Source organism: Agrobacterium sp. BT-220-3 (assembly GCF_025910175.1).
In the GTDB taxonomy this organism is placed as follows: domain Bacteria; phylum Pseudomonadota; class Alphaproteobacteria; order Rhizobiales; family Rhizobiaceae; genus Agrobacterium; species Agrobacterium oryzihabitans.
This window is the reverse complement of sequence record NZ_JAPAIX010000002.1, coordinates 340,582-363,605: the sequence shown is the minus strand read 5'-3', so window position 1 is coordinate 363,605 and position 23,024 is coordinate 340,582. Positions and strand designations below refer to the sequence as shown.

Genomic DNA, 23,024 nt, shown 5'->3' with positions numbered 1-23,024 from the left:
GCTGGATTTCAGATGAAACTTCGGCCTTGGAAGGCGGCGTCGCTGCCCGGTTGCGTAATCTTCCAGGCTCCGCCGCCGCACCAATTTCACCGGCATATGCTTGACAGCTTTCAACACCTGTGACAACTTGCGAATAGTTGTCAGACAGGATTGCGCCTTTGTTCTTTTGTGCAATCGACTTCTGGCAAGGGAGGAACCATGCCAAAAAGACGCCTTTCGCTGTATGGCCTGTCCGGCCAGATCGGAAGTATTGCGGTCACGCTGCTCGGATTGCTGCTGCTGACCTTTTTTATCGGCCGACTGATGCCCGCCGATCCGGTGCGGGCCATCGTCGGTGAGGACGCGACCCGCGAAACCTATGAGCAGGTCTACCATGCGCTCGGCTTCAACCGGCCGCTCTGGCAACAATTCATCTATTATCTCGGCGATGTCTTCACCGGCGATTTTGGGACCTCGATCCGCACGGGCCAGCCCGTCATCCAGGATATCATACGCGTCATGCCGGCGACGATGGAGCTTGCGACCTTCGCGATCCTGATCGGCGCCGGCCTTGGCATTCCCATGGGCGTCTATGCCGCGGTCAAGAAAGACCGTTGGCAGGACCATCTCGTGCGGGTGCTCAGCCTGTTCGGCCATTCCATGCCGATCTTCTGGACCGGCATGATCGCGCTGATCGTTTTTTACGCCCATCTCGGCCTTGTCGGCGGCGGTGGCCGTATGGACCAGTTCTATATCGGTCTCGTGGAGGAACGAACCGGCTTCCTGCTGATCGACAGCCTGCTGGCGGGCGACATGGAAGTCTTCTGGTCCGCCATCAATCACCTCATCCTGCCCGCCGCTCTGCTCGGTTATTCATCGTCGGCCTATATCACCCGCATGACGCGCAGCTTCATGCTCGATCAATTGGGCCAGGAATATGTGACGACCGCGCGCGTCAAAGGCCTGTCGCAGCGACAGACGGTGTGGCTGCATGCTTTCGGTAACATCCGCGTGCAGCTCGTCACCATCATTGCGCTTGCCTACGGCTCGCTGCTGGAAGGCGCGGTTCTTATCGAGACCGTCTTCGCCTGGCCGGGTTTCGGCCAATATCTCACCAGCAATCTTATCATCGGCGACATGAATGCCGTGATGACCTGCGTGCTTATCGTCGGCGTCATCTTCATCGGGCTCAATCTCCTGTCCGACATTCTCTACCGCTTTTTCGATCCGAGGACCCGCTGATGACGGCCCGTGCTGAAACCTCCCTGCGTCTTCCCGTGCCGTTGAATGCACTGAAGAACATCATCGTCTTCCTGCTGAAAAGCCCGACATCGGCCTTCGGCCTGTTGATATTGCTGCTTCTCGTCATCGCGGCGATTTTCGCGCCCTGGCTTGCGACGCATGATCCTTACGTGCAGGATCTCGCCAAGACGCTGCAGCCGCCCGGCAATGGCCATTTCTTCGGCACGGACGAGCTTGGACGCGATATTTACAGCCGCCTTTTGTGGGGCGCGCGCATCACTCTCACCATCATCTCGCTGGTGTCAATCATCGTCGGCCCGGTCGGTCTTCTGGTCGGCACCGCCTCGGGCTATCTCGGCGGCAAGTTCGATACGGTGATGATGCGCATCACGGACATTTTCCTGTCCTTCCCGAGCCTCATCCTGTCGCTCGCCTTCGTGGCGGCGCTCGGACCCAGCCTCAACAATGCGATCATAGCGATCGCGCTCACCTCATGGCCGCCGATCGCACGGCTTGCCCGTGCCGAGGCCATGACCTTCCGCAAGGCGGATTACATCGCCGCCGCAAGGCTTCAGGGCGCCTCGCCGTTGCGTATCATTGTCAAATCGATCATGCCCATGTGCCTGCCCTCGGTCCTGATCCGCCTGACGCTGAATATGGCGACGGTTATTCTGACCGCCGCCGGGCTCGGCTTCCTCGGTCTCGGCGCACAGCCGCCCTTGCCGGAATGGGGAGCGATGATCGCCACCGGACGCCGCTACATGCTCGACAGCTGGTGGCTCGTCACCTTTCCCGGCGTTGCGATCCTTTCCGTCAGCCTTGCCTTCAACCTTCTGGGTGACGGCCTGCGGGATGCGCTCGATCCGAAGCAGATGAACCGGAAATAGGGCCATGGAAAAACCAATCCTCGACGTCGAAAATCTTCGCATCCGTTATGGCGGTTCGCCCACCGAGGCCGTGCGCGGCATCTCCTTCACCCTTGGCCGGGAACGGCTCGGCATTGTCGGCGAAAGCGGCTCGGGCAAATCCACCGTCGGCAGGGCCTTGCTGCGCCTCCTGCCATCGGCGACGATCACCGCCGACAGGCTTGATTTCGACGGTCTCGATCTTCTGTCTCTGAGTGAAAAGGAGATGCTGAAAGTTCGCGGACGGCGCATGTCGATGATCCTTCAGGATCCGAAATTCTCCCTCAATCCCATCCGCCGTGTCGGCGATCAGGTGACGGAGACCTATCTGCGCCATTTCAAAGCATCGAAATCGGAAGCGCGGGAAAAGGCGCTCGCCATGCTCGATGCGGTGAAAATCCGCGACGCCGCACGCGTCTACGAGCAATATCCGCACGAGATTTCCGGCGGCATGGGCCAGCGCGTCATGATCGCCATGATGCTGCTTGCCGATCCCGATCTCGTCATCGCCGACGAGCCAACGTCGGCGCTGGATGTGACGGTGCGGCTGCAGGTTCTGAATATTCTCGACAGCCTCGTGCGGGATAGAGGCATCGGTCTGATCATGATCAGCCACGATCTCAATCTGGTGCGCAATTTCTGCGACCGGGTACTCATCATGTATGCCGGCCGCGTGGTGGAAACGCTAGCTGCGCGCGATCTCGATCAGGCGCAGCATCCCTATACGCGCGGCCTGCTGGCGGCGCAGCCGCGCATCGGCGGCACGCGCGCGCCGCTTGCGGTGCTGGATCGGCGTCCCGAATGGCTGGAGGAGAAAGTATAATGGCCGTTTCCGTTGAAACCCGCGATCTTTCCATCACCTTCGGCAGCGGCCACACGGCGCTGAAAGTGCTGCCGTCGGTGTCCTTTCGCGTCGAGCCGGGCGAGTGTTTCGGGCTGGTCGGCGAAAGCGGTTCGGGCAAATCCACCGTGCTTCGTTGCGTGTCGATGCTGAATGATTTCTGGAGCGGCGAAATACTCATCAATGGCAGGTCGGTTCGTGACATGCCGCTGATCGAGCGATGCCGCACCCTGCAGATGGTGTTTCAGGATCCCTACGGCTCGCTGCATCCGCGCCAGTCGGTGCGCACCGTTCTTGGGGAATCGCTCTCGATCCACAAGCTCGGCGACCGTGAGGAGCGCATGCGCAAGGTCATCACGGATGTTGGTCTGCCCGTGTCGTTCCTCGATCGCTTCCCGCACCAGCTTTCCGGCGGCCAGCGGCAGCGCGTGGCGATTGCGCGCGCATTGATCCTCGAGCCGTCGCTGCTTCTGCTCGACGAGCCCACCTCTGCGCTCGACGTTTCAGTGCAGGCGGAAATCCTCAACCTGCTGCAGCGTCTGCGCGAAGAACGCGGCTTCACCTATATCATGGTGACGCACGATCTCGCGGTGGTCGACCACATGTGTGATCGCTTCGCCGTGATGCTGCGCGGTGAAATCACCGAAATCCTGCCGCGCGAGGCCATCGCCGGAAACGGCGCGACGCATCCCTATGCCCGTGAACTGATCGGCGCCTCGCTCGAATATGAAGGCGCGTGACAGCTCCCAAAGCGTGATCGTCCTCCTCCGGGGCGTCACGAATAATAAAATCCTCCTTCCTTGCCCGGCCTTCAGTGCCGGGCAATTTTTTGGACGGTTTTGGGGCAAGTTGGAAAGGCGGACCGGCAACTGCGCCTTGGCCTGTTAACGAAGTACGAAACCCTTCCTTCCGTCATGCCGGACTTGATCCGGCATCCAGCCACGGCGCGTCTGCGCCGTGAAAGCACTCTTTCGCGATCAAGGACTTGATCGCACTGGACCCCGGATCAAGTCCGGGGTGACGGAGTGTGGATGTCCCGATTTCGTCGAACGCATCGGCTTTGTAAACCTCGTTACCAGCAAAAAGGCGCGGGGTTAGCCGCGCCTTCGGTATCGTAAAACGAAATTTCTTCGCCGGCATCTTCGCTTCCCTCCGCCGTCATCCTCGCCCTTGAGGCGAGGATCCATAGACGGTTGGAGCCATGGCTCCTCGGGTCGAGCCCGAGGATGACGGCGAGTGGGATGCCTTACCGCTCCTTGCTCACCTCTTCAAAGCGCGAGAGCCAGGGGCTGACAATCATGCCCTTGATGTCGCTGCGGAAGGCGGCGGTGTCGATGACTTCGGAGAAGGGCTGAATGGACATGACGATTTCGTCCATATAGGCCTGCAGGTCTTCATAAAGCTTCGTCTGTTTCGCCACGTCACGCTCGACAAGGGCTTCCTCGATCATCTTGTTCAGCTTCTCATCGAAGAAGCTCGTGCGCCAGCTCTGATAGTTGGTCAGTTTGGCGTCGTCCGCATTGTTCGGATTATAGGCGATGGAGCGCAGGTTGTTGTCCGGATGCGGCTGCTGGCCGCCACCGCCACGGCCGAGAAGCAGTTCGAAGTTGCGCTCGCGCATGGCGCCGTAAATCTGGTCGCCGGAACCGCTGATCAACTCGGCCTGAATGCCGGCCTGGGCCAGCGTGTTCTGGATTGCCGTTGCCGCTTTCATGAAGGGGTCTTCCGAAAGCACGCGCAGCGTCGTCTTGAAGCCATTGGGATAACCGGCTTCGGCCAGAAGCGCCTTGGCTTTTGCAATATCGAGCTTGTAACCCTGATCGGGTAGTGCGCCCATGACGCCGGTGCTGAGGGAGCGCTGATGCAGCTTGCCGTAATAGGGCATGACCGCCTTGTCGAGACCGTCGTAATCGATCAGATAACGCAGGGCCTCGCGCACCTTCTTGTTCGCGAATTTCTCGTCCTTCATCGAAACGCTGAGGTAATAAAAACCGGAGCCGGGCGTGGATTCGATGGCGATGGTCTTGTCGGCTTCGAGCGATTTCAGGTCCGGCGCCTGCAGGGAATAGGCGACATCGATATCGCCCTTTTCCAGCATCAGCCGCTGCGACTGCGATTCCGGTAGATGGCGCATCAGGACGCGCTTCATCTTTGCCTTCTCACCCCAATAATCATCGTTGCGGGTGAGGATGATATATTCGTTGGACTTCCATTGGGTGAGCTTGAAGGGACCGGAGCCTGCCGAATTCAGCGTCAGCCATGCGCCGCCGAGATCGCCGTCCTTTTCATTGGCAAGCGCCGTCTGGCTGTCGATGATCGAGCCCGGACCATTCTGTGCAAGGATCATCAGCAGCAGATTGGGATCATCGGGCTTTGGAATATTGAGCACGAAGGTCTGGTCGTTTTCGGCAACGAAGAGCTTGTCGGCCTCTTCCAGCTTGAAACCGCGCGTTTTGAGGAAAGACGATTGCGCCAGATTGCGGGCGAGCAGCCGCTTCAGGCTCCACGCCACGTCCTTTGCCGTCACGGCGTTGCCGGAGGCGAATTTGGCGTCGGCGCGCAGGTGGAAACGGATCGATTTCCGGTCCTCGGCAATTTCCCAGCGTTCGGCAAGGCGGGGCTGGACGCTGCGATCTTCAGGGGAAAGCACCACCAGCGTGTCATAGATGTTGTTGAGAACCTGCACCGTCTCGCGGCCGGTAATGGCGGCGGGATCGAGGGTCAGAATATTGCTCATGGTCGTGGCGACGATGAGCTGGTCCTTCGGCGTTTCGGCAAAGACACTGAGCGGCACGGCGCCGATCAGCAGTGCGCCCAGTGCGGCGGTTGCAAGAAAATGTCTCATTTTTCCTCCCATACGGCCGGTTCATACGGCCTTTCCACGTTTCGATCCACGCGCCTGTTCCTCCACAGGCTTCGCATGATCAGCTAAGAATGTCTCTGACCGGAGCGGCGATCGCCCGGCCGATCGCGGCCGTTGCCTGCGCCTCCAGATGCACGCCATCCACCGGTGAGGCGCTGGCGACCGATCCGGCATCGAAGAAGTGATGCCCAAGTTCGGCGGCGAGTTTGCGGTAGAGCGGGGCAAGCCGCATTGATTGTTCGATATCGCGACCGCCTGCGGGCTCTCCGCCCGGGCCTGCAACGCAGGGCGGCGGTGCGACGATCAGAAGTTTCGGCACCGCCTCTCGCGGCTTGTAGATGAAGGTCTCGACGATCTGCGCCAGCCGCCGCATGCCGGAAACGGCGGCTTCCGCGCGACCGCCATGCACCGGCTTGATGTCATTGGTGCCGAGCATGACGATGACGAGATCAAGCGGCATGTGGCACGAAAGCGCGACTTCAAGCGCGCGTGCACCGTTGCGGCAGGCTGGACCGGCATGGTCGTCATAACAGGTGGTGCGCCCGCCCAGTCCTTCTGAATGAACCTTCGCCTTTCCGGAAAGCTCGGTTTCCAGTACCTCCGGCCAGCGATGCGCGGCCGGGTGCCTCAGGCCCGTTGCCGGGTCAGCACCCCAGGTGAGGCTGTCTCCAAAGGCGAGCACGGTTTTCATCGCCTACCTCACCCGGTTATTGTCGATGAAGGTGAAATCGATGTCCTCGCCAAGGCCCGGCCGGTTGGGAACATGGACGAAGCCATCGCTGTCCATCGGGTCGGACAGCGACTTCAGATAGTCGTGGCCGTCATCATATTCGAGGAAGGGGTGCAAGAGTCCGCGCTCATACCAGCGGCAATTCTTGGTGGCGGCGACCACGTGAAGATTCATGGCCGTATTGCCATGCACCTCGCATTCCATGCCGAAGGCTTCGGCCAGATGCATGGTTTTCAGCGCCGGCGTGATGCCGCCGACATCGTTGACGCCGGTGCGAAGAATATCGCAGGCGCCGGCCTTGATCCATTCCGCGCGATGCCAGTGCTTGCCGGCCGCACTTTCCGGGCCGACGACGGGAATATCGAGATTGTCGGCGAGCCACTTGTAGGAAGACAGCGACTGCTCATCCATCGGCTCCTCGATCCAGTCGAAGCCGAGTTTTTCCAGGCCACGCCCGAGCGCCAGCGCATCGGTGCGGGAATACCAGTGGAAGGCGTCGATCATCAGACGAATATCGGGGCCTACCGCCTCGCGCACTGCGGCGCAGGCCTTGAGATCCATCTTCACATCCGGCGCCCAGCTGACGGGCGGCATCCAGGTGTGGAGCTTGATGCCCTTGTAGCCGCGCTTCACCAGCGTTTCGGCAAACCGGCCGTAATCTTCAGGCGTTGCAAGACCGCCATCCAGCTCGTCGCCGCACATGATCGAGCCATAAGCGAGCACCTTGTCGCGATAACCGCCGATCAACTTGTATACAGGTTGCCCGAGGCTGCGACCGGCAAGGTCCCAGAGCGCGCAATCCACCACGGCCAGCGTGCGGTCCGTCAGCTGCGCCGCCGAGCCGCGTTGCCAGTGGGCAAGGTCCTGCCACAGACGTTCCCGGTCGCGGTGGTCTTCGCCGATCAGCACTTTCTTGACGAATTTTTCGATGACATGCGGGCGAACGATCTCCGGCGCGGTGAAGGAATGGCCTTCCTGACCGTCTTCAGTGCGGATGGTCAGCATGGCCTGTTCCACCTGATGCGCCGGACCCGGATGTGCGTGACCGGCACTGTCCGAGTGCCGACGGGTCGTCGTGCGGAAAACACGGACCTCGACGTCGGTGATGATCATAATTCCTCCCTCATGCAGGTATCGCGGCGTTTGTAGCTGCTGCAATGTCATACATGTCTGCGTTATTTGTCAACATGTATGATAATCTGTATTACATGTTGGTGCGAAAAATCAAGGCCATTTGCGCACTGTGTCGCACAGCTCTTCAATGTGAGAGGGCAACAAAGGATATTTGCCTCTTCGGAAAAGAAAATCTGACTGGAGGCGTGAGTGCGGCCTATTCAAAGGAGGGGTACAGTAATCCATAATTTTAGTAGACTATTGAATCGCGCAATGATCTTTCAACAAAGGCCGGGACTATAAACGAACATGCCGTGCCAGCCGTGCCTGTCATCATGCATTCTGCGTGGGCATGCGCCGCATTGAACGGCTGTCCGGAACGGGGATTGCTGCATCTGCGCTGCTAAGCTTCAACACTCATTTCCGGACCTTACAGCCATGCCCCTTTCCCATATCTCCCACTTCGCTTTTCTGGTTCCCGGCAATTATCATGATGATGATCCTGCACAGGGGCTGGAGGAAACCCTGCAGCTTTTCGAAGCCGGGGAGGCGCTGGGTTATGACAGCGCCTGGGTTCGCCAGCGCCATCTGGAACGCGGCGTGTCCTCGGCTGCCACCTTTCTCGCAGCTGCGTCGCAGCGCACGAAGCGGATCGGGCTCGGCACCGCCGTCATCCAGCTTGGTTACGAGAACCCTTTCCGGCTGGCCGAAGATCTCGCCACCGTGGATGTGCTGTCACACGGACGGCTGAATGTCGGTGTCTCTGTGGGCGCGCCGCCCTTCGCCCATCTGATTTCGGATTACGTCGATACGGCACCCGATGCTGATTACAGCCATGCCCGCGCCGAGAAGCTCGCCAGAGCCTTGAGATCGGAACCGCTGTCCAGCGAAACGGAGGCGGGCAATGCGGCGGGCGCGCAGGTGCCGCGCCTTCGGCCCTTCGCCAGGGGTTTGACCGACCGGCTGTGGTATGGCGGCGGATCGCAGAATTCCGCGCGCTGGGCGGGGAAGGCGGGCTTTAATCTCCTGACCGGCAATATCGTCAGCGGTGAAAATACCGATGATTTTCTGGCGGCACAGGCGGCCCTCGTTGCCCGCTTCCGGCAGGAATGGGCGCATGAGCGCCAGCCGCGCGTCGCACTCGGTCGCGTGATCCTGCCGACGGACAGCGCCAGCCCGGCGACCCGCCGCCGTTATACCGAATTTGCGGCTGAGCGTGACAAGCGCACGCATACACCGCATGGTGCGCGCCGCACGCTTTTTCTGCCTGACATCGTCGGGACGACGGGTGAAATTCTGGAGAAGCTGTTGCGCGATCCCGTTCTGCCGCATGTCTCGGAATTCCGTCTGGAACTGCCCTATGAATTCCAGCCGGAAGACTATCGCCAGATCGTGACGGATTTCGCGTCCGTCGTGCCGCAGCTTTCCGGCGGGAGGCCCGTTTTGAAAGTGGCGACGGGGCAATAATGCCCCCACATCGGCCGCCATTCCTGCGCCGAGCGAGGAAATGGCGGGCGATGGGAGCATCGTTAGTTCGGCTGGGGCAAGCCGTATCTGTCGCGTATGGTCGTGCCTTCGTATTCGCGCGGGTAAACGCCACGATCCTGAAGCACGGGCACGACTTGTTCGACGAATTCGGCGATATCATCAGGGGCGCGGGGCGGCTGCAATGTGTAGCCGTCAACCGTGCCGTCCTGCCAGAGGTCGATAATGCCGTCCGCCACCTCTTCCGGTGTGCCAAGCAGCAGCCGATGGTGCCCCTCCGAGCGTCGCACGGCCTCGCGGGCGGTGAGCTTTTCATGGCTCAGCAGATCGGAAAGGCCAAGCCCCATGCCGACTGCCCATTGCCGGTTCTGGTCGGGAATGAAGCGTTCCGCATCCAGCTTCGCGTCGGGATCAAAATCACGCGGATCGATACCGTTTTCCTTGGCGAAGCGTACCAGAAGACCGTCTTCCGAGCCGGTTCCGCTGTAAAGTTCGTGTTTGCGCAACGCTTCCTCACGCGTCTCTCCGAGAATGACGACGAGACCCGGAACGATGCGGATGCCCGAGGGATCGCGGCCGAAGGAGACGGCGCGGTCACGGACCTTTTTGCCAAAGGCCTGGCCGGCGGGACGGGACAATATGTTGCAATAGATGATCTCGCCGTGACGAGCCGCCAGATCAATACCGCCTTCGGACGCGCCGGCCTGGGCAATGACGGGGTGGCCCTGAGGTCCACGGGGCACGTTGAGCGGGCCTTTCACATGGAAATATTGCCCCTCATGATCGATCGTCTCGGCTGTAGCCGCATCCCAGAAGCGGCCTTCCGGCACCTCGCCTTCGCGGCGGGGATCCCAGCTCGACCAGAGCTTTTTCGCGACATCGAGAAATTCGGTGGCCTTGGCATATCTCTCGTTGCGCGGCGGCAGCGGGTCATTGCCGAAATTGGCGGCGACACTGGGATTGAAGGAGGAGACGATGTTGACGATCAACCGGCCGCCGGTGACGATATCGATGGATTGCGTTCGTCTCGCAAAATTATAGGGCGAATTATAGGTGGAGGACACCGTCGCCACAAAGCCGATATCCGGCACCTGTGCGGCAAGCGATGTGGAGAGGATGAGCGGATCGATGGTGTGAAACGGCCGGCTTGTCGGGTCGGTCAGTAATGCCGGATGATCCGAAAGGAACACGGCGTCGAACCGGCCTTTGTGGGCCAGTTCCGTCAGTCGCCGGTAATAGCCTATGTCATTGATATCATGCCGGTCTCCGCTCCTGTATTTCCAGGCATTGGCGAGGTATCCGGTGGTGTTGATGCCGACATTGAGATTGAGTCGGCGTTTGTTCGTGCTCATGCTGCCACTTTTTCTTTTTGGGTCTGTTGGATTGCCGGCTTGCACATCCGGCGCAATTGCGGGGAAGCGTAACAGCCGGGGTTCCGGTCGCGAGTTAAAAATCCTTGCTGTCAGGAGAAGAAAAACTTTCGCGCCATGGCTGTCCGCTCCCAGGAGACGCCCCACGTCGAGCGCCGTTAGCTGTCGAAGCTTCGTCCGAAAATGATGTCATTTCCGAAAGGATATTTTTTCAGAAGCGTAAAGCGCCGGTGATATGGAAACGAATTTCCTCAACGGCCTCTCAAATAGTACACTTTATCTATAGAAAATATTTTATGACGTGTAGCGTGCTGCCCAGATCACAATTGAGAGGACGAACGCCATGGCTGATGCGGCCCTTCGCCAAATAACCCACCCTGAAACCGTTTGGTACACGCGCTGCCCGGCGCCAACGCCGCTTTCCATCGCGGCGCAGCTTGGCTGGATCGAGGAGAGTTTCGCCGGCCACGGCATTACTGTGTCCTCCATTCGCGATGCGGCGGATCCGGCCATTCGCCAGAGCCATTTCGATCACCGTCTGGACTGGTCCTTCCGTCAGGGCGGCAATATTCCGCCTATCTGGGCAAAATCCGGCGGACGCCAGACGCGTCTTGTCGGGTTGACGAGGACCGACGAGTTTCAGGCGGTCATAGCCCTGCCAGCCAGTGGCATAACAAAGGGCGGCGAACTGAAGGGCCGGCGCATCGGGCTGCCGAAACGGCCGAATGAAACCATTGACTTCCAGCGCGCGACATCGCTCAAGGGCATCGTATCGGCACTGACCGTTTCCGGCCTTTCCGTCGCGGAGGTTGAGCTGGTCGATCTCACCGCCGCCGAGCCGGTGCTGCTCGGGCCGGCTGACGATAGGTTCCATGGTCTGCGCCGACGGTTGCCCTATGGAGAGGAGATCGCAGCATTGCATCGCGGGCAGATCGATGCGTTTTTTGTCAAAGGAGCGGAAGGCGTCACCGTCGCCAATCTCATTGGCGCGCACGTCGTCGTGTCGACCGGGTTCCACCCCGATCCGAAAATCCGCATCAATAACGGCACGCCACGTCCTTTGACCGTGGACGCCACCTTTGCCGATGAAAGGCCCGATCTGGTCGCCGACCTCGTGGCCACGGTACAGCGGGTTGCCGGCTGGGCGAATGACAATCCGGCAGAAGCGGTGCGTTTCATCGCCCGCGAGATCGGCGTCAGCGAGGAAGCGGTTATCGCCGCGAACGGGGCGGAAGTGTACCGCAACCTGAGGCTCGATCTCGATCCGGCGGAGCTGGATGCGCTCAGTCACTTCAAGGATTTCCTGCTGGAATGGAAATTCATCCCTGACGATTTCGATGTGAACGATTGGGTCGATCCGCGCGCTCTTTCTTTACTGCAACCTGTGGCGAAGTGAGGGCGTCATGACGGCAACCATTCTTGTAACGGGTGCGACCGGCAAGCTCGGCCAACGCGTCGTCAGCCGTCTTTTGCAGAAAGAGGCGAAGGTTCGGGTGCTGACCCGCCTGGGTGAGGACGCGCTCAAGCTCTGGGGCGACAGGGTGGATATTTCGGAGGGTAATTTCTCCGATCCGGCCAGCCTGAAAGAGGCCTCACGCGCGATAGACACGGTGTTCCTGCTTTCCCCAATCGGTGAAACGCTGGCGGCGGACCAGAAAGCGGTCATCGATGCCGCTCTCTCCGCCAGCGTATCGCGGATCGTGAAAATGTCCGGCTCCGACTGGACCATCGCCAATGCCGCACGCTCCATCTCGGGTGCGGCCCATGCCGAGGTGGAAAAACATCTGACCGGGAGCGGCATTGCGCATACGGTGCTGCGGCCGAATGCCTGGATGCAGGTGGCGCTGGAGCCCGTTGTCGCAGCACTACGCAAGGGGGAAGATGTTCCCGCCCGTCTCGGCGATGCGGCCGTTTCCTTCATCGATGCCGACGATATAGCCGATGTAGCGGTTCACGCCCTGACCGCGAGCGTGCCTGTTTCCAGCACCTTCGTGCTGACCGGTGGCGAAGCCTTGACGGCGCTGGAAATCGCCCGCATCGCGGCTCGTATCCTGCATCGCCCCGTCGGGATATCGCATAATTCCGGCACAGCATTTCCGCCAGATATCGGTGTGTTCGAACAGAAGGCGATTGGCGAATTCGGCCAACTCATCCGCGAAGGCCTCGCGGCCTCCGTCAACGATACCGTCCACCAGATCACCGGCCGGTTGCCTCGCAGCGTGGAAGACTATCTGCGCGCCCGGCTGGCAACGGCCACCACGCAGGGCGATCATTCCGAGGGAGAAAAGACATGGCGCTGACTGTTCCACTGCCTGAAGGTCCCGAGCTGAAAAGCCCCACTGATTTCGAAGACAGCCCGCTCAGCCGCGCGGCGAAACAGCCGCTGATGCTAGGGCTGTTTCTCAATCTACAGGACATCAACTTCTCCAGCCTGCCGACCAGCAATAGCTGGACCTTCGACTACAATGCGGAGCTGGTGAAACGCGCGGAGGAACTTGGTTTCGAAATCGCCTTCAGCCGCACGCAATGGCTGCCCAAGGGCGGATATGATGGCGAATCCTCGCTCGACAGTTTCATTGCGCTGGGCGCCATGGCGGCGGTCACGAAGAGCATTCTGCTGATCTCCACCATCCATGTGCTTTACGGGCCGTTGCATCCGCTTCATCTCGCAAAATATGGCGCGACGCTGGATCATATTGCCAAGGGGCGCTGGGGCATCAACATCGTCACCGGCCACCGCGCCGTCGAGCATGAAATGTTCGGCTGGCAGCGGATCGACCATGACAAGCGCTACGATATGGCGGGCGAATTGTTCGATGTGCTTCACCGCCTGTGGGGCGAAACCGAGAACTTCTCCCATGAGGGCAAGCTTAACCCCTGGGCGATCAACAATGGCTGGATTACGCCAAAGCCCGCTTTCGGCCGCCCGCCGCTGGTGACGGCGACCGGTTCGCCCGCCGGTATCGATTTCGCCGCGCGCCATTCCGATCTGGTTTTCGTTACCTCGCCCGGCGGCGCGCACATCGACAGCGCGCTGGAAACGCTCCCTGATCATATCGCCACCATCAAGAACCGCGCCAAGGCCTATGGCAGGCAGGTGAAGACGCTCATCAACCCGATCATCGTCAGCCGTGACACGGAAAGGGAGGCGATCGCCTATGCCGACGCCATTGAGGCAGGAAAACCGCAGCCCGGCACCCGTGCCTTTGCGACCAACAATTACGACAGCGACGCCCATGCCTGGCGCGGCCGTGGCGATGCGCGCCACAAGCAGGGCCGCAATCTCGGTGGCAATATCGAAATCATCGGCTCGCCGGAACAGGTGGTCGAGCAGCTTGTCGGCCTGAAAAAGGCCGGCATCGATGGCGTGCAGCTGAATTTCTACGATTTCCGCGAAGACCTCGAATATTTCGCGGATCGCATTCTGCCCTTGATGAAGGAAGCTGGCCTGAGGCTCTGACGCTTCTCCCGCCTCAGTTCCGAAGCCTGCACTTCGCAATCACCGAGATTGCGAGAACGATATTTTTTGCCCTGAGGAGATACCGTGAATATTGCCGTCGATCCCGTCAAAACGCCCGCCCCGAAAGTCATAGACCGGATCGGGACCTATGTTCCCGAACTCGTCTCCATCCGCCACGATCTGCACCAGCATCCGGAAATCGGTTTCGAAGAGGTGCGCACCTCCGGCATCGTTGCCGAAAAGCTCGCCTCCTGGGGCATCGAGGTGCATCGCGGTTATGGCAAGACCGGCGTGGTCGGCGTGCTGCACGGTCGGCACGCGGGCAACCGTTCCATCGGGCTGAGGGCCGATATGGATGCCCTGCCGATGCCGGAAGAAACCGGGCTGCCCTATGCATCGGTCTATCCCGGCAAGTTCCACGGTTGCGGGCATGATGTGCACACCACCATATTGCTCGGCACTGCCCGCTATCTGGCGGAAACCCGCGATTTCGCCGGCACGGTGATCTTCATTTTCCAGCCCGCCGAGGAAGGTCTGGGCGGCGCACGCGCCATGATCGCCGATGGGTTGTTCAAGGATTTCCCCGTCGATGAGATTTACGGGCTGCACAATTCCTCCCATGCAGCACCTAATCATCTCAAGGTCTCGCCCGGCACCATTCTTGCTGGCGCGGATTTTTTCGATATCCGCCTGAAGGGCAGGGGTGCCCACGCCGCCCACCCGGATGTCTCGCGCGATCCGGTGCCGGCGACGGGAGAACTCATCCAGGCCTTGCAGACCATCGTTAGCCGCAATGTGCCGCCGACCGATCCGGCCGTCCTGTCGATCACCCGCATTGAGGCGGGATCGGCCTATAACGTCATCCCCGAAACGGCCTCGATTGCAGGCACGGTGCGGGCCTTCTCCGACAGCGTACGCGAAACGATACGTGGTCGCATCCGCACGATTTCCGAGCATATTGCGGCCGCCCATGGCCTCACCGCCGAGGTGGATATTCGCGACATATTCTCGGTTCTGACCAATGACGACGCATCTGTGGAGATCGTGGCCGGAGTGGCGCGCGAAGTTCTCGGAGACGAGCGCGTTTCCACGGAGCCCAGCCGTTTCATGGGCAGCGAGGATTTCGCCGATCTCCTGAAACACGCACCCGGTGCGTTTTTCACCCTTGGACATTCCGGCACCGTGCCGGCCCATAATCCCGGTTTCATTGTCGACGACGCCATTCTGCCGGTCGGTGCCACTCTGTTTGCCCGGCTGGTGGAAACCCGGCTGAAGCCTGCCTGAAAATTTTAAAAACAAGCCTGCAAGAGGAAACATCCATGGATATTACAAGACGTAAGACATTGCTTTTGAGTGCTGCGCTAGGTGCGGCCATGCTGCTGCCATCTCTGCCGATACTGGCGGCGGGAACCCCGAAAAAGGGCGGTATTGTTACCCTTGCGGGTCTCGGAGAGCCGACGACGCTTGTGCCGCTTTCCGATTCCAATACGCGCACGCGCGCCATTTCCACCAAAATCCTTGAAGGTCTGGTGCGCTTCGACAGCGAGTTCAAGCCGCATCCGGTTCTCGCCGAAAGCTGGGAAACCTCCGCTGACGGGCTGCGCTACACCTTCAAGCTGCGCAAGGGCGTCAAATGGCATGATGGCAAGGATTTCACCGCACAGGATGTGAAATTTTCCCTGCTTGCCTTCAAGAAGGTGGGCCCACGCGGCCGTATCACTTTCGCCAATGTTGCCGATATCGAAACGCCCGATCCGCTGACGGCGGTAGTGGTGCTTTCCAAACCTGCGCCTTATCTTCTGAGGGCGCTGACCGGTGGCGAAACGCCCATTTTACCGGCCCATGCCTATGCTTCGGAAAACTACAATGAAAGCCCGAACGGCAACGCGCCCGTCGGCACCGGCCCCTTTGTATTCGAGGAATGGAAACGGGGCAGCTATGTAAAGCTCAAGAGGAACCCGAACTACTGGCAGGCCGATCTTCCCTATCTCGATGGCTTCGTGGCGCGGTTCGTCGCCGATGCGGCCTCCACCACCATCTCGGTGGAAACGGGCGAGGCAGATTACACCGCCGATGTCTCCTACAGCGATCTGGAGCGCCTTCGGCAAAATCCCAAGCTTTCGGTGGAAGTCTATACCGACTCCTATCTCAACAATGCCGCCATATTCGAGTTCAATCTGGAGAACCCGATCCTCGCGAAAAAGGAGGTCCGGCACGCGCTGGCCCATGCCATTGACCGTAATTTCATCAATGACGCCATCTTCTTCGGCACGGCAAAACCCGCCGGTTCGAACATTCCGGCGGTCTTCACCACCTATAATGACGAGAAGCCTTTCGCCTATCCCTTTGATCTGGCCAAAGCGAACGAGCTGCTCGATAAAGCGGGGTATCCGAAGGGCACGGATGGCACCCGTTTTTCGCTGCGGCTGGCCTTCCTGCCCTCCGATGTCTTCCGCAAAACCGCTGAATATCTGCGCTCGTCCTTCGGCAAGCTCGGCGTGAAGGTGGATATCGTGGAAGGCGATCTCGCCACCTTCATCAAGCGTGTCTATACGGAGCGCGGATTTGACCTGACGGTGAACGGCATCAGCCGGCTGTTTGATCCGACGGCGGGCGTGCAGCGGCTCTATTGGTCTGACGGCATCAAGAAACCCGCGCCCTATGTCAACGCCGCCCACTACAACAATCCCAGGGTGGACGATCTTTTCCGTGCCGCTGCGATCGAGGTGGATGAAACGAAACGGGCGGGGCAGTTCCACGACATCCAGAAAATCACCGGCGACGAATTGCCGAATTTCTCGATCGTCGCCCTGCCGACCGTCATTCTGCGCAACACCAGCCTCCGGTCGCTCGTCACCACGATTGATATCGCCTATGGCGATTTGTCGACTGCCTGGAAAAGCGAGTGAGCTTTGGCAAAGTGGCATCCTCCACACTCCGTCACCCCGGACCAGTTCCGGGGTCCAGCGCGATCAAGTCCTTGATCGCGAAAGAGTCCTTTCACGGCGCAGACGCACCGTGGCTGGATGCCGGGTCATCCTCGGGCTTGTTCCGGGGACCGGCATGACGGAAGAGAGGTCTGCGACCATCGACATTAACCCGGCCATTCCGCCGGGTTTTTTATTGCCGGAAACTGGACTCCGTCCGTTTTGTCGCCTTCGCGCGGCAAGCCCGTTTTCGGAAAAAACATTTCTCGTGAAACAGGTCGTCAAGAACAGCGATGCCGGCTATCCGAACTCTGAAAAAATCAGTTTCATCAAAGATTTAGAGCGAAGGAATTCTTCGTTTCAAAGCAAGAATTGCTTTCTGGACCCACGCTTTTCCCGCCTGCACTGTGTCCATGAAATCTCACTCGCAAATGATGGATGCCATGGCCAAGGATACGCTTTTTTTGATTGCCCCCGGTTTTGAGGACCCCAGGCACCCCGGTGTCCGGTTCGTCTGCCCGCATTGTAACCAGATCGAAGGCCTGATTGCCGCCTTTCCGGACTTAGCCGCCGGGATCGATATCCACCGGGTTGGTTTTCAGCGTCCGCGCGAGGCGGTCATCGCTGCCGTGGGTGAGGAAAACCAGTCGTTGCCGCTGTTCGTCTTTGCCGGCGATGCGCCCGCTGACGCCACGGCAAAGGGCGACACGCACTTCATTCAGGACACCAAACGAATTTTGCAAATCCTCGCCGAGCGCCACGGGTTTCCGCAGCTGCACTGAGCTGCCGCACCCCGCTCATCGGATTTTTTCGGAGACAGACATGACCTTTTCCAGACGCCAGTTTCATAAGATCGCACTTGCCGCCGGCGCTTTCGTGGCGCTTCCCGGCGGTTCTTTCGCTGCTGCCGAAGAGCCGGTTTCGGGCGGTACGCTCAAGATCGTCTATTTTCCCGAGCCGACGCAGCTCGTGGCGATCAATACCAGCGCGGGCGGTCCGCAGTTCATCGGTTCGAAGATTTACGACGGGCTTTTGACCTATGACTACGAGCTTTCGCCAAAGCCGAGCCTTGCCAAAGAATGGAGCGTTTCCGCCGACGGGCTGGAATATGTCTTCCATCTGCAGCCGAATGCGAAGTTTCATGATGGCAAGCCGGTGACATCGGCGGATGTGGAATTTTCGATCCTGCGGCTGAAGGAGGCCCATCCGCGCGGCCGCGCGACTTTCTCGCATGTTGAAAGCGTCGATACGTCCGATCCGCTGGTCGCGAAGGTGAAGCTGTCCAAACCCGCACCGGGCCTGATCACCGCACTCGCCTCGTCGGAATCGCCCATCGTACCGAAGCACATCTTCGAGACCTTCAAGCCAACCGATAATCCGAAGCCCGCCCAGATCATCGGCAGCGGCCCCTTCGTGCTGAAGGAATGGGTGCCGGGAAGCCATATTCTTCTCGAAAAAAATGCCGACTACTGGGACGCGCCGCGTCCGCATCTTGACCGCGTCATCATCCGCCTCATCAACGATGCCGGCGCTCGCGCGGCGGCGCTGGAAACCGGAGAGGGCGACATTGGCCCGAACCCGGTGGCGCTTGCCGATCTGGAACGGCTGAAATCCATTCCGACGCTGAAGGTGGATGACCGCATCTACGCCTATGCCGGCCAGCAGAACCAGCTCGTCATCAACCTTGAGAACGAATATCTCAAGGAATTGAAGGTGAGGCAGGCCATTGCCCACGCGATCGACGTTCCGGCGTTGATCGATACCGTGCTTTACGGTTACGCCGTGCCATCACCCACGCCAATCAGCCCCGGCCTTGCGAAGTTCCACAATCCGGATATCGGTTTTGCCAAATTCGACGTCGCGCTGGCGGAAAAGCTGCTGGATGAGGCGGGCTTTCCGCGCAAGGATGGCGGCAAGCGTTTCAAGCTCAGGGTCACCACCAACCCGTTCAATCCGCAGACCTATTCGGATTTCATCGCACAGGCGCTATCGAAGATCGGCATCGAGGCGGATATCCAGAAATTCGATTTCGGCACCTATGTGAAGGTCGTTTATACTGACCGCGCCTGGGACCTTTCGGTCGAATCCCTCTCCAACACCTTCGATCCGACGGCCGGCGTGCAGCGTGTCTACTGGAGCAAGAACTTCAAGATCGGTCTGCCGTTCTCGAATGCCAGCCACTACGCCAATCCGGAAGTGGACCGGCTGCTGGAAGCGGCGGCGGTGGAGCCGGATATCGAAAAGCGCGCGGCCTTCTTCAAGGAGTTTCAGGCCGTCATCGCCAGGGACCTTCCCGTCATCAATCTCGTTTCGCCGATCCAGCCGGTTGTCGGCAGCGTCCGCATCAAAGATTACGCGACGGGGGCGGAGGGTCTCAGCGGCAATCTCGCCAAAGCGTGGGTGACGAAGGAGGCGTAATCGCCTCCCCACCTCTCGTTTCAAGCCGCGTCAAAGTTGAAAAGGGTTCATCGCCATGAGCAGAAAATCCGAGAAGCTGGTCCTCAATGCTTTCATCTATCCGGGCGGGCATCATGAGGCAGCCTGGCGCCACCCCGAGTCGGAGCCTATGCGCGTCACCGATATAAGGCTCTATCAGGATATCGCCCGCAAGGCCGAGGCGGCAAAGCTGGACGCCATCTTCTTTGCCGATGCGCCGGTGCTGGACGCCAATATCCGCTATGCCGCCCGCCACCGGCTGGAGCCGATCACCATGCTGGCGGCCTTGGCCGCCGTCACCGAAAAGATCGGCTTCATCGCCACGGCCTCCACCACCTATTACGAGCCGTATAATCTCGCGCGGCTGTTCGCCTCGGTCGATCACATCAGCGGCGGCCGGGTGGGCTGGAACATCGTGACGACCTCGGCCGATGCGGCGGCCGGAAACTTCAATCTCCAGCAGCATCCGCCGCATGCCGACCGTTACCGTCAGGCGACTGAATTTGTCGATGTGGTGACGAAGCTCTGGGACAGCTGGGAAGACGATGCCATCGTCGCCGACAAGGAGAGCGGTCTTTTTGCCGATACCGACCGCATTCATCCCGCCAGTCATGAGGGCGAATTCTACCGGGTGCGGGGTGCGCTCAACCTGCCGCGTTCGCCGCAGGGCCGCCCGGTCTATGTGCAGGCCGGCTCCTCGGAGGATGGGCGCGGCTTTGCCGCCCGTTACGCCGAGGCAATCTTTACCGCGCATCAAACTCTGGAGAGTGCGCGGTCTTTTTATTCCGACATCAAGCGTCGCGTCGCGGCCACGGGGCGCAATCCCGCCCATGTGAAAATCCTGCCGGGCATCAGCCCTTTCATCGCCTCCACCGAAGAGGAGGCGCGCAAGCTCGAGGCTTCTTTCAACGATCTCATCCAGCCGGCCTTTTCGCTTGGCCAATTGCAGCGCATCACCGGTATTGATCTGTCATCCGCCGATCTCGACAAGCCCTTGCCGAAGGAGGCTGTGGAAGCGACGCGCGCGCAGGCGGATAGCAGCCGTCATCAGCTGGTTCTCGATGTCATCGACCGGGAAAATCCGACGATCCGGCAATTGCTGCACCGGCTTGCCGGCGGGCGCGGCCACAGGGTGATTTCGGGAACGCCGGAACAGGTGGCGGACTGGATAGAGACCTGGTTCCGTGAAGGTGCTGCCGACGGCTTCAACATCATGCCGCCTTGGCTGAATGGCGGGTTCGATATCTTCGTCGACGAGGTCGTGCCGATCCTCAAGCAGCGCGGACTGTTCCGCGAGGATTACGAGGGCGATACGCTGCGCGATCATTACGGCCTGCCCCGGCCGGAAAACATCCATGCGACGAAGGAGTTGCAAAAGGAACGCGCCTGAGGTGGGACGGGCGTGTTCAGGCGGCGGCCTCGAGAGAGCGTATATCCTCGCGCAACAAGGCGAGTAGAGATGCGATTTCCGGCAGCCGCCGCCTGTCAGGACTGGTCAGCAAATGATACCGGCTGGCGGTCGGCTGCGGTGCGCCGAAAGGTGCGATCAGACGACCGGTTTTCAGCTCATCCGAAATCAGCGAATGGCGGGCAAGGCCGATGCCGTGGCCGGATAAGATTGCCTCTATCAACGCGCCCTGGCGCGAAAAACGCGGTCCGGTTGCCGAAAGTCTGAGCGGAATGCGGCAGGCGCGAAGCCAGTTGGACCATTCGAAGGCGGCATCCGTGCCATTGCCGCGCAACATCGCAAAAGAGAGATCCCGCAACCGCTCAGATTCGCCGCAGAGGCGATGACGGTCTGCAAAATCCGGGGTGCAGACGGCACTGACGGTGTCGGCAAAAAGCGGTTCCTGAATGAAACCGGGGATTTGTCCTTGGGTCGCGATGATCGCGCAATCGGCATCGAAATGCGTGAGGTCTATGGCATCGCCTTCCATGGATTCAATCGAGATATCCACGTCTCCAAGGGCGGGGACGATGTTTCCCAGCCGCGGCGCCAGCCATCGGGCTGCAAAACAGCCTTCCGCCAGAACCTTCACCTGCCGACGGCCGCCGGAGGCCATGAGATCGGAAAGGCTGCCGATCATCGTCTCGAAAGCGTCCGCAAGGCCGGGGTAAAGCGTGCTGCCGGCCTCGGTCAGCACCAGTTCGCCGCGCTGCCGGCTGAAGAGCGGTTGCCCGAGATGGGTTTCGAGAATGCGGACCTGCTGGCCGATTGCGGCGGTCGAGACATGCAGCTCCTCCGCCGCCCGCGAGAAGCTGGCGTGACGGGCGGCGACGACGAATGCCCGCAGGGCCGTCAGCGGCGGCAGCCGGGAAAGCGTCGGCAACCGGAAAGCCGCTCTTGCGACCGAAGGAGGGATAAATTCCGTTCTCATGGCCGTTTTCCCTTCATGGCTAGAATACCCGGCCTTCCTTCAGATGCGTCGTGGTGCCGTTGAGATAATAGTCCCCAATCACCCGCGCCTTGTGGGCAAGCGGATTGTGGTTGTAGACCGTGCGGATGTTGCGCCAGTGGCGGTCGAAATTCCGCTCGCTTGACGTCGCCGAGCCGCCACCGAGTTCGTAAAGATTGGTGGCGACCGTCAGTGAAAGCTGCGAGGCGATGATCTGGGTACGGGCGGTGGCGAGAGAACCTTCCAGCAAAGCCGCTTCTATCGCCTCTTCGTCACCGCTGGAAAAGGCGGCGGCGGTCCTGTCGAGCGTTCTTGCCGCCTCGCGGATCAGCGTTTTGACGGCGAAGGCACCGGCGCTGATCTCGCCGAGCATCTTCTGCACAAAGGGGTCCTGATTGGCGGTTTCGGCGCTGCTGTGAAGCGTGGTGCGCGCCTGGCGCAGGACATAGTCGACACCGTCGTTGAGTGCACCCTGAACGGCACCGGCGGCAGAGGCAGCGAGATGCAACTGTCGCATGGCCGAGCTGTGGCGCCCGACCTGGCTGCCGAGCTTGCGGGTCGTCAGTTCATGCGGGAGCACCTCAACATTCTCAAGCAAAACGCCGCCGCTTGCCGTCATGCGCTGGCCCATGCTGTCCCAGTCATCGAGAATGGTGATGCCGGCGCGATCAAGCGGAATGAGAACGCCGATCGGCTGCTCGTCATCGCCAATGGCGCTGAAGGTGCCGAAATCGGCAAAGGCCGTGCCGGTCGCATACCATTTGCGGCCGTTCAGGCGATAACGGTCGCCATCGGCGCTGAGGCGCGTGGTGATTTCGCCGGGGCGCTTGGTGCCCTGTTCGGTGCTGGCGCCCGCGAAGAGCTTGCCGGTGAGAACATTTTCGAGGTGCCGCCGATCCTCAAGCTCGATCGGTGTGAGAGCGAGATTCTCGGTAAAATTGAAATGGCTGCGGAGTGCGTGCGGAATATTGCTGTCGGCTTCGCCGAGGATCATCAGCACTTCGATATAGTCGGCAATCGACCCGCCCGGGCCGCCCTTGGCCTCGGGGATGCGCAGCGTGCCGATCTTCGCCTGCTTGATTAGGCCGAAGATTTCGAAGGGAAGTTCCCGCTGGCGCTCACGGCGGGCGGCATCCCTGGCGGCAATAGCCGCAATGTCCCTGGCGCGGGCCAGAATGTCTTCTCGGCTCGGCACGCCGGAATTGTCGGTGGTTGCGGTCTGTATTTTAGGATTGGACATTGCGGGTTTCCCTGAGCGGATGTGATGACCTGCGGCA

Annotated in this window: 21 protein-coding genes; 14 read left to right on the top strand and 7 right to left on the bottom strand. The window is 60.2% G+C overall.

Translation table 11 applies throughout. The features are described from left to right. The first annotated feature begins 198 nt into the window (after positions 1 to 198). From OK142_RS08195 to OK142_RS08180, 4 genes are read left to right on the top strand one after another with little or no spacing between them, the layout of a single operon-like run. Positions 199 to 1,221, top strand: a complete 1,023-nt coding sequence (locus tag OK142_RS08195; protein WP_498682098.1) for an ABC transporter permease — start codon at positions 199 to 201, stop codon at positions 1,219 to 1,221. Continuing rightward, a complete protein-coding gene (locus tag OK142_RS08190; RefSeq protein WP_313611131.1) occupies positions 1,221 to 2,108 on the top strand; it encodes an ABC transporter permease in 888 nt (295 codons plus the stop codon). Before OK142_RS08195 ends, OK142_RS08190 begins: the two co-directional genes overlap by 1 nt. Positions 2,109 to 2,112: 4 nt before the next feature. Beyond that, a complete protein-coding gene (locus OK142_RS08185) occupies positions 2,113 to 2,949 on the top strand; it encodes an ABC transporter ATP-binding protein (protein ID WP_498682096.1) in 837 nt (278 codons plus the stop codon). Next, positions 2,949 to 3,707, top strand: coding sequence for an ABC transporter ATP-binding protein (locus OK142_RS08180; RefSeq protein ID WP_020012029.1), 759 nt, complete (start codon positions 2,949 to 2,951; stop codon positions 3,705 to 3,707). The genes OK142_RS08185 and OK142_RS08180 overlap by 1 nt, the downstream gene beginning before the upstream one ends. Before the next feature lie 172 nt (positions 3,708 to 3,879). Here the strand turns inward: OK142_RS08180 and OK142_RS08175 are convergent, their stop codons facing one another. The 4 genes from OK142_RS08175 to OK142_RS08160 form a co-directional block, all read right to left on the bottom strand. Next, on the bottom strand, positions 3,880 to 4,107 hold the full coding sequence (locus OK142_RS08175; protein ID WP_216332932.1) for a hypothetical protein: 228 nt from the start codon (positions 4,105 to 4,107) through the stop codon (positions 3,880 to 3,882). Positions 4,108 to 4,213: 106 nt separating this feature from the next. Beyond that, positions 4,214 to 5,812: an ABC transporter substrate-binding protein gene (locus OK142_RS08170; protein WP_498682091.1), complete on the bottom strand. Its 1,599-nt coding sequence runs from the start codon at positions 5,810 to 5,812 to the stop codon at positions 4,214 to 4,216. 79 nt (positions 5,813 to 5,891) lie between these two features. Further along, positions 5,892 to 6,521: an SGNH/GDSL hydrolase family protein gene (locus OK142_RS08165; RefSeq protein WP_498682090.1), complete on the bottom strand. Its 630-nt coding sequence runs from the start codon at positions 6,519 to 6,521 to the stop codon at positions 5,892 to 5,894. Between the two features lie 3 nt (positions 6,522 to 6,524). After that, a complete protein-coding gene (locus OK142_RS08160; RefSeq protein WP_498682088.1) occupies positions 6,525 to 7,673 on the bottom strand; it encodes a mandelate racemase family protein in 1,149 nt (382 codons plus the stop codon). A 438-nt stretch (positions 7,674 to 8,111) separates the two neighbouring features. Between OK142_RS08160 and OK142_RS08155 the strand changes: the two genes are divergently transcribed. Beyond that, positions 8,112 to 9,140, top strand: a complete 1,029-nt coding sequence (locus tag OK142_RS08155; RefSeq protein ID WP_498682086.1) for an LLM class flavin-dependent oxidoreductase — start codon at positions 8,112 to 8,114, stop codon at positions 9,138 to 9,140. A gap of 62 nt (positions 9,141 to 9,202) precedes the next feature. Here the strand turns inward: OK142_RS08155 and OK142_RS08150 are convergent, their stop codons facing one another. Next, entirely contained in the window at positions 9,203 to 10,510 is a 1,308-nt protein-coding gene (locus tag OK142_RS08150) for an NtaA/DmoA family FMN-dependent monooxygenase (RefSeq protein WP_498682084.1), read from the bottom strand. Between the two features lie 361 nt (positions 10,511 to 10,871). Here OK142_RS08150 and OK142_RS08145 point away from each other — a divergent pair, with 361 nt between their 5' ends. From OK142_RS08145 to OK142_RS08105, 9 genes are all read left to right on the top strand, one after another. Further along, the gene (locus OK142_RS08145; RefSeq protein ID WP_498682083.1) at positions 10,872 to 11,924 is read left to right on the top strand and encodes an ABC transporter substrate-binding protein; all 1,053 of its coding nucleotides are present in this window, start codon (positions 10,872 to 10,874) and stop codon (positions 11,922 to 11,924) included. A 7-nt stretch (positions 11,925 to 11,931) separates the two neighbouring features. Continuing rightward, complete coding sequence (locus OK142_RS08140) at positions 11,932 to 12,828, top strand: NmrA family NAD(P)-binding protein (RefSeq protein ID WP_498682081.1); 897 nt, start codon at positions 11,932 to 11,934, stop codon at positions 12,826 to 12,828. Beyond that, positions 12,819 to 13,988: an LLM class flavin-dependent oxidoreductase gene (locus OK142_RS08135; protein WP_498682080.1), complete on the top strand. Its 1,170-nt coding sequence runs from the start codon at positions 12,819 to 12,821 to the stop codon at positions 13,986 to 13,988. The genes OK142_RS08140 and OK142_RS08135 overlap by 10 nt, the downstream gene beginning before the upstream one ends. An 84-nt stretch (positions 13,989 to 14,072) precedes the next feature. Then, a complete protein-coding gene (locus OK142_RS08130; protein ID WP_498682078.1) occupies positions 14,073 to 15,272 on the top strand; it encodes a M20 aminoacylase family protein in 1,200 nt (399 codons plus the stop codon). Between the two features lie 35 nt (positions 15,273 to 15,307). Then, a complete protein-coding gene (locus OK142_RS08125; protein ID WP_313607430.1) occupies positions 15,308 to 16,897 on the top strand; it encodes an ABC transporter substrate-binding protein in 1,590 nt (529 codons plus the stop codon). 154 nt (positions 16,898 to 17,051) lie between these two features. After that, the gene (locus tag OK142_RS08120) at positions 17,052 to 17,399 is read left to right on the top strand and encodes a hypothetical protein (protein ID WP_313607431.1); all 348 of its coding nucleotides are present in this window, start codon (positions 17,052 to 17,054) and stop codon (positions 17,397 to 17,399) included. Further along, positions 17,347 to 17,697: a DUF3088 domain-containing protein gene (locus OK142_RS08115; protein ID WP_313607432.1), complete on the top strand. Its 351-nt coding sequence runs from the start codon at positions 17,347 to 17,349 to the stop codon at positions 17,695 to 17,697. Before OK142_RS08120 ends, OK142_RS08115 begins: the two co-directional genes overlap by 53 nt. Before the next feature lie 40 nt (positions 17,698 to 17,737). Next, entirely contained in the window at positions 17,738 to 19,333 is a 1,596-nt protein-coding gene (locus OK142_RS08110; RefSeq protein ID WP_313607433.1) for an ABC transporter substrate-binding protein, read from the top strand. A 55-nt stretch (positions 19,334 to 19,388) separates the two neighbouring features. Further along, positions 19,389 to 20,741, top strand: coding sequence for an LLM class flavin-dependent oxidoreductase (locus tag OK142_RS08105; protein ID WP_498682073.1), 1,353 nt, complete (start codon positions 19,389 to 19,391; stop codon positions 20,739 to 20,741). Positions 20,742 to 20,757: 16 nt separating this feature from the next. Here the strand turns inward: OK142_RS08105 and OK142_RS08100 are convergent, their stop codons facing one another. Further along, positions 20,758 to 21,729: a LysR substrate-binding domain-containing protein gene (locus tag OK142_RS08100; protein WP_498682071.1), complete on the bottom strand. Its 972-nt coding sequence runs from the start codon at positions 21,727 to 21,729 to the stop codon at positions 20,758 to 20,760. Between the two features lie 19 nt (positions 21,730 to 21,748). Continuing rightward, on the bottom strand, positions 21,749 to 22,987 hold the full coding sequence (locus OK142_RS08095) for an acyl-CoA dehydrogenase family protein (protein WP_498682069.1): 1,239 nt from the start codon (positions 22,985 to 22,987) through the stop codon (positions 21,749 to 21,751). Positions 22,988 to 23,024 lie beyond the last annotated feature (37 nt).

Coding starts and splice junctions, on each gene's coding strand:
- OK142_RS08195 (WP_498682098.1), top strand. CDS start 199: ATGCCAAAAAGACGCCTTTCGCTGTATGGCCTGTCCGGCCAGATCGGA.
- OK142_RS08190 (WP_313611131.1), top strand. CDS start 1,221: ATGACGGCCCGTGCTGAAACCTCCCTGCGTCTTCCCGTGCCGTTGAAT.
- OK142_RS08185 (WP_498682096.1), top strand. CDS start 2,113: ATGGAAAAACCAATCCTCGACGTCGAAAATCTTCGCATCCGTTATGGC.
- OK142_RS08180 (WP_020012029.1), top strand. CDS start 2,949: ATGGCCGTTTCCGTTGAAACCCGCGATCTTTCCATCACCTTCGGCAGC.
- OK142_RS08175 (WP_216332932.1), bottom strand. CDS start 4,107: ATGCCGGCGAAGAAATTTCGTTTTACGATACCGAAGGCGCGGCTAACC.
- OK142_RS08170 (WP_498682091.1), bottom strand. CDS start 5,812: ATGAGACATTTTCTTGCAACCGCCGCACTGGGCGCACTGCTGATCGGC.
- OK142_RS08165 (WP_498682090.1), bottom strand. CDS start 6,521: ATGAAAACCGTGCTCGCCTTTGGAGACAGCCTCACCTGGGGTGCTGAC.
- OK142_RS08160 (WP_498682088.1), bottom strand. CDS start 7,673: ATGATCATCACCGACGTCGAGGTCCGTGTTTTCCGCACGACGACCCGT.
- OK142_RS08155 (WP_498682086.1), top strand. CDS start 8,112: ATGCCCCTTTCCCATATCTCCCACTTCGCTTTTCTGGTTCCCGGCAAT.
- OK142_RS08150 (WP_498682084.1), bottom strand. CDS start 10,510: ATGAGCACGAACAAACGCCGACTCAATCTCAATGTCGGCATCAACACC.
- OK142_RS08145 (WP_498682083.1), top strand. CDS start 10,872: ATGGCTGATGCGGCCCTTCGCCAAATAACCCACCCTGAAACCGTTTGG.
- OK142_RS08140 (WP_498682081.1), top strand. CDS start 11,932: ATGACGGCAACCATTCTTGTAACGGGTGCGACCGGCAAGCTCGGCCAA.
- OK142_RS08135 (WP_498682080.1), top strand. CDS start 12,819: ATGGCGCTGACTGTTCCACTGCCTGAAGGTCCCGAGCTGAAAAGCCCC.
- OK142_RS08125 (WP_313607430.1), top strand. CDS start 15,308: ATGGATATTACAAGACGTAAGACATTGCTTTTGAGTGCTGCGCTAGGT.
- OK142_RS08120 (WP_313607431.1), top strand. CDS start 17,052: ATGACGGAAGAGAGGTCTGCGACCATCGACATTAACCCGGCCATTCCG.
- OK142_RS08115 (WP_313607432.1), top strand. CDS start 17,347: ATGATGGATGCCATGGCCAAGGATACGCTTTTTTTGATTGCCCCCGGT.
- OK142_RS08110 (WP_313607433.1), top strand. CDS start 17,738: ATGACCTTTTCCAGACGCCAGTTTCATAAGATCGCACTTGCCGCCGGC.
- OK142_RS08105 (WP_498682073.1), top strand. CDS start 19,389: ATGAGCAGAAAATCCGAGAAGCTGGTCCTCAATGCTTTCATCTATCCG.
- OK142_RS08100 (WP_498682071.1), bottom strand. CDS start 21,729: ATGAGAACGGAATTTATCCCTCCTTCGGTCGCAAGAGCGGCTTTCCGG.
- OK142_RS08095 (WP_498682069.1), bottom strand. CDS start 22,987: ATGTCCAATCCTAAAATACAGACCGCAACCACCGACAATTCCGGCGTG.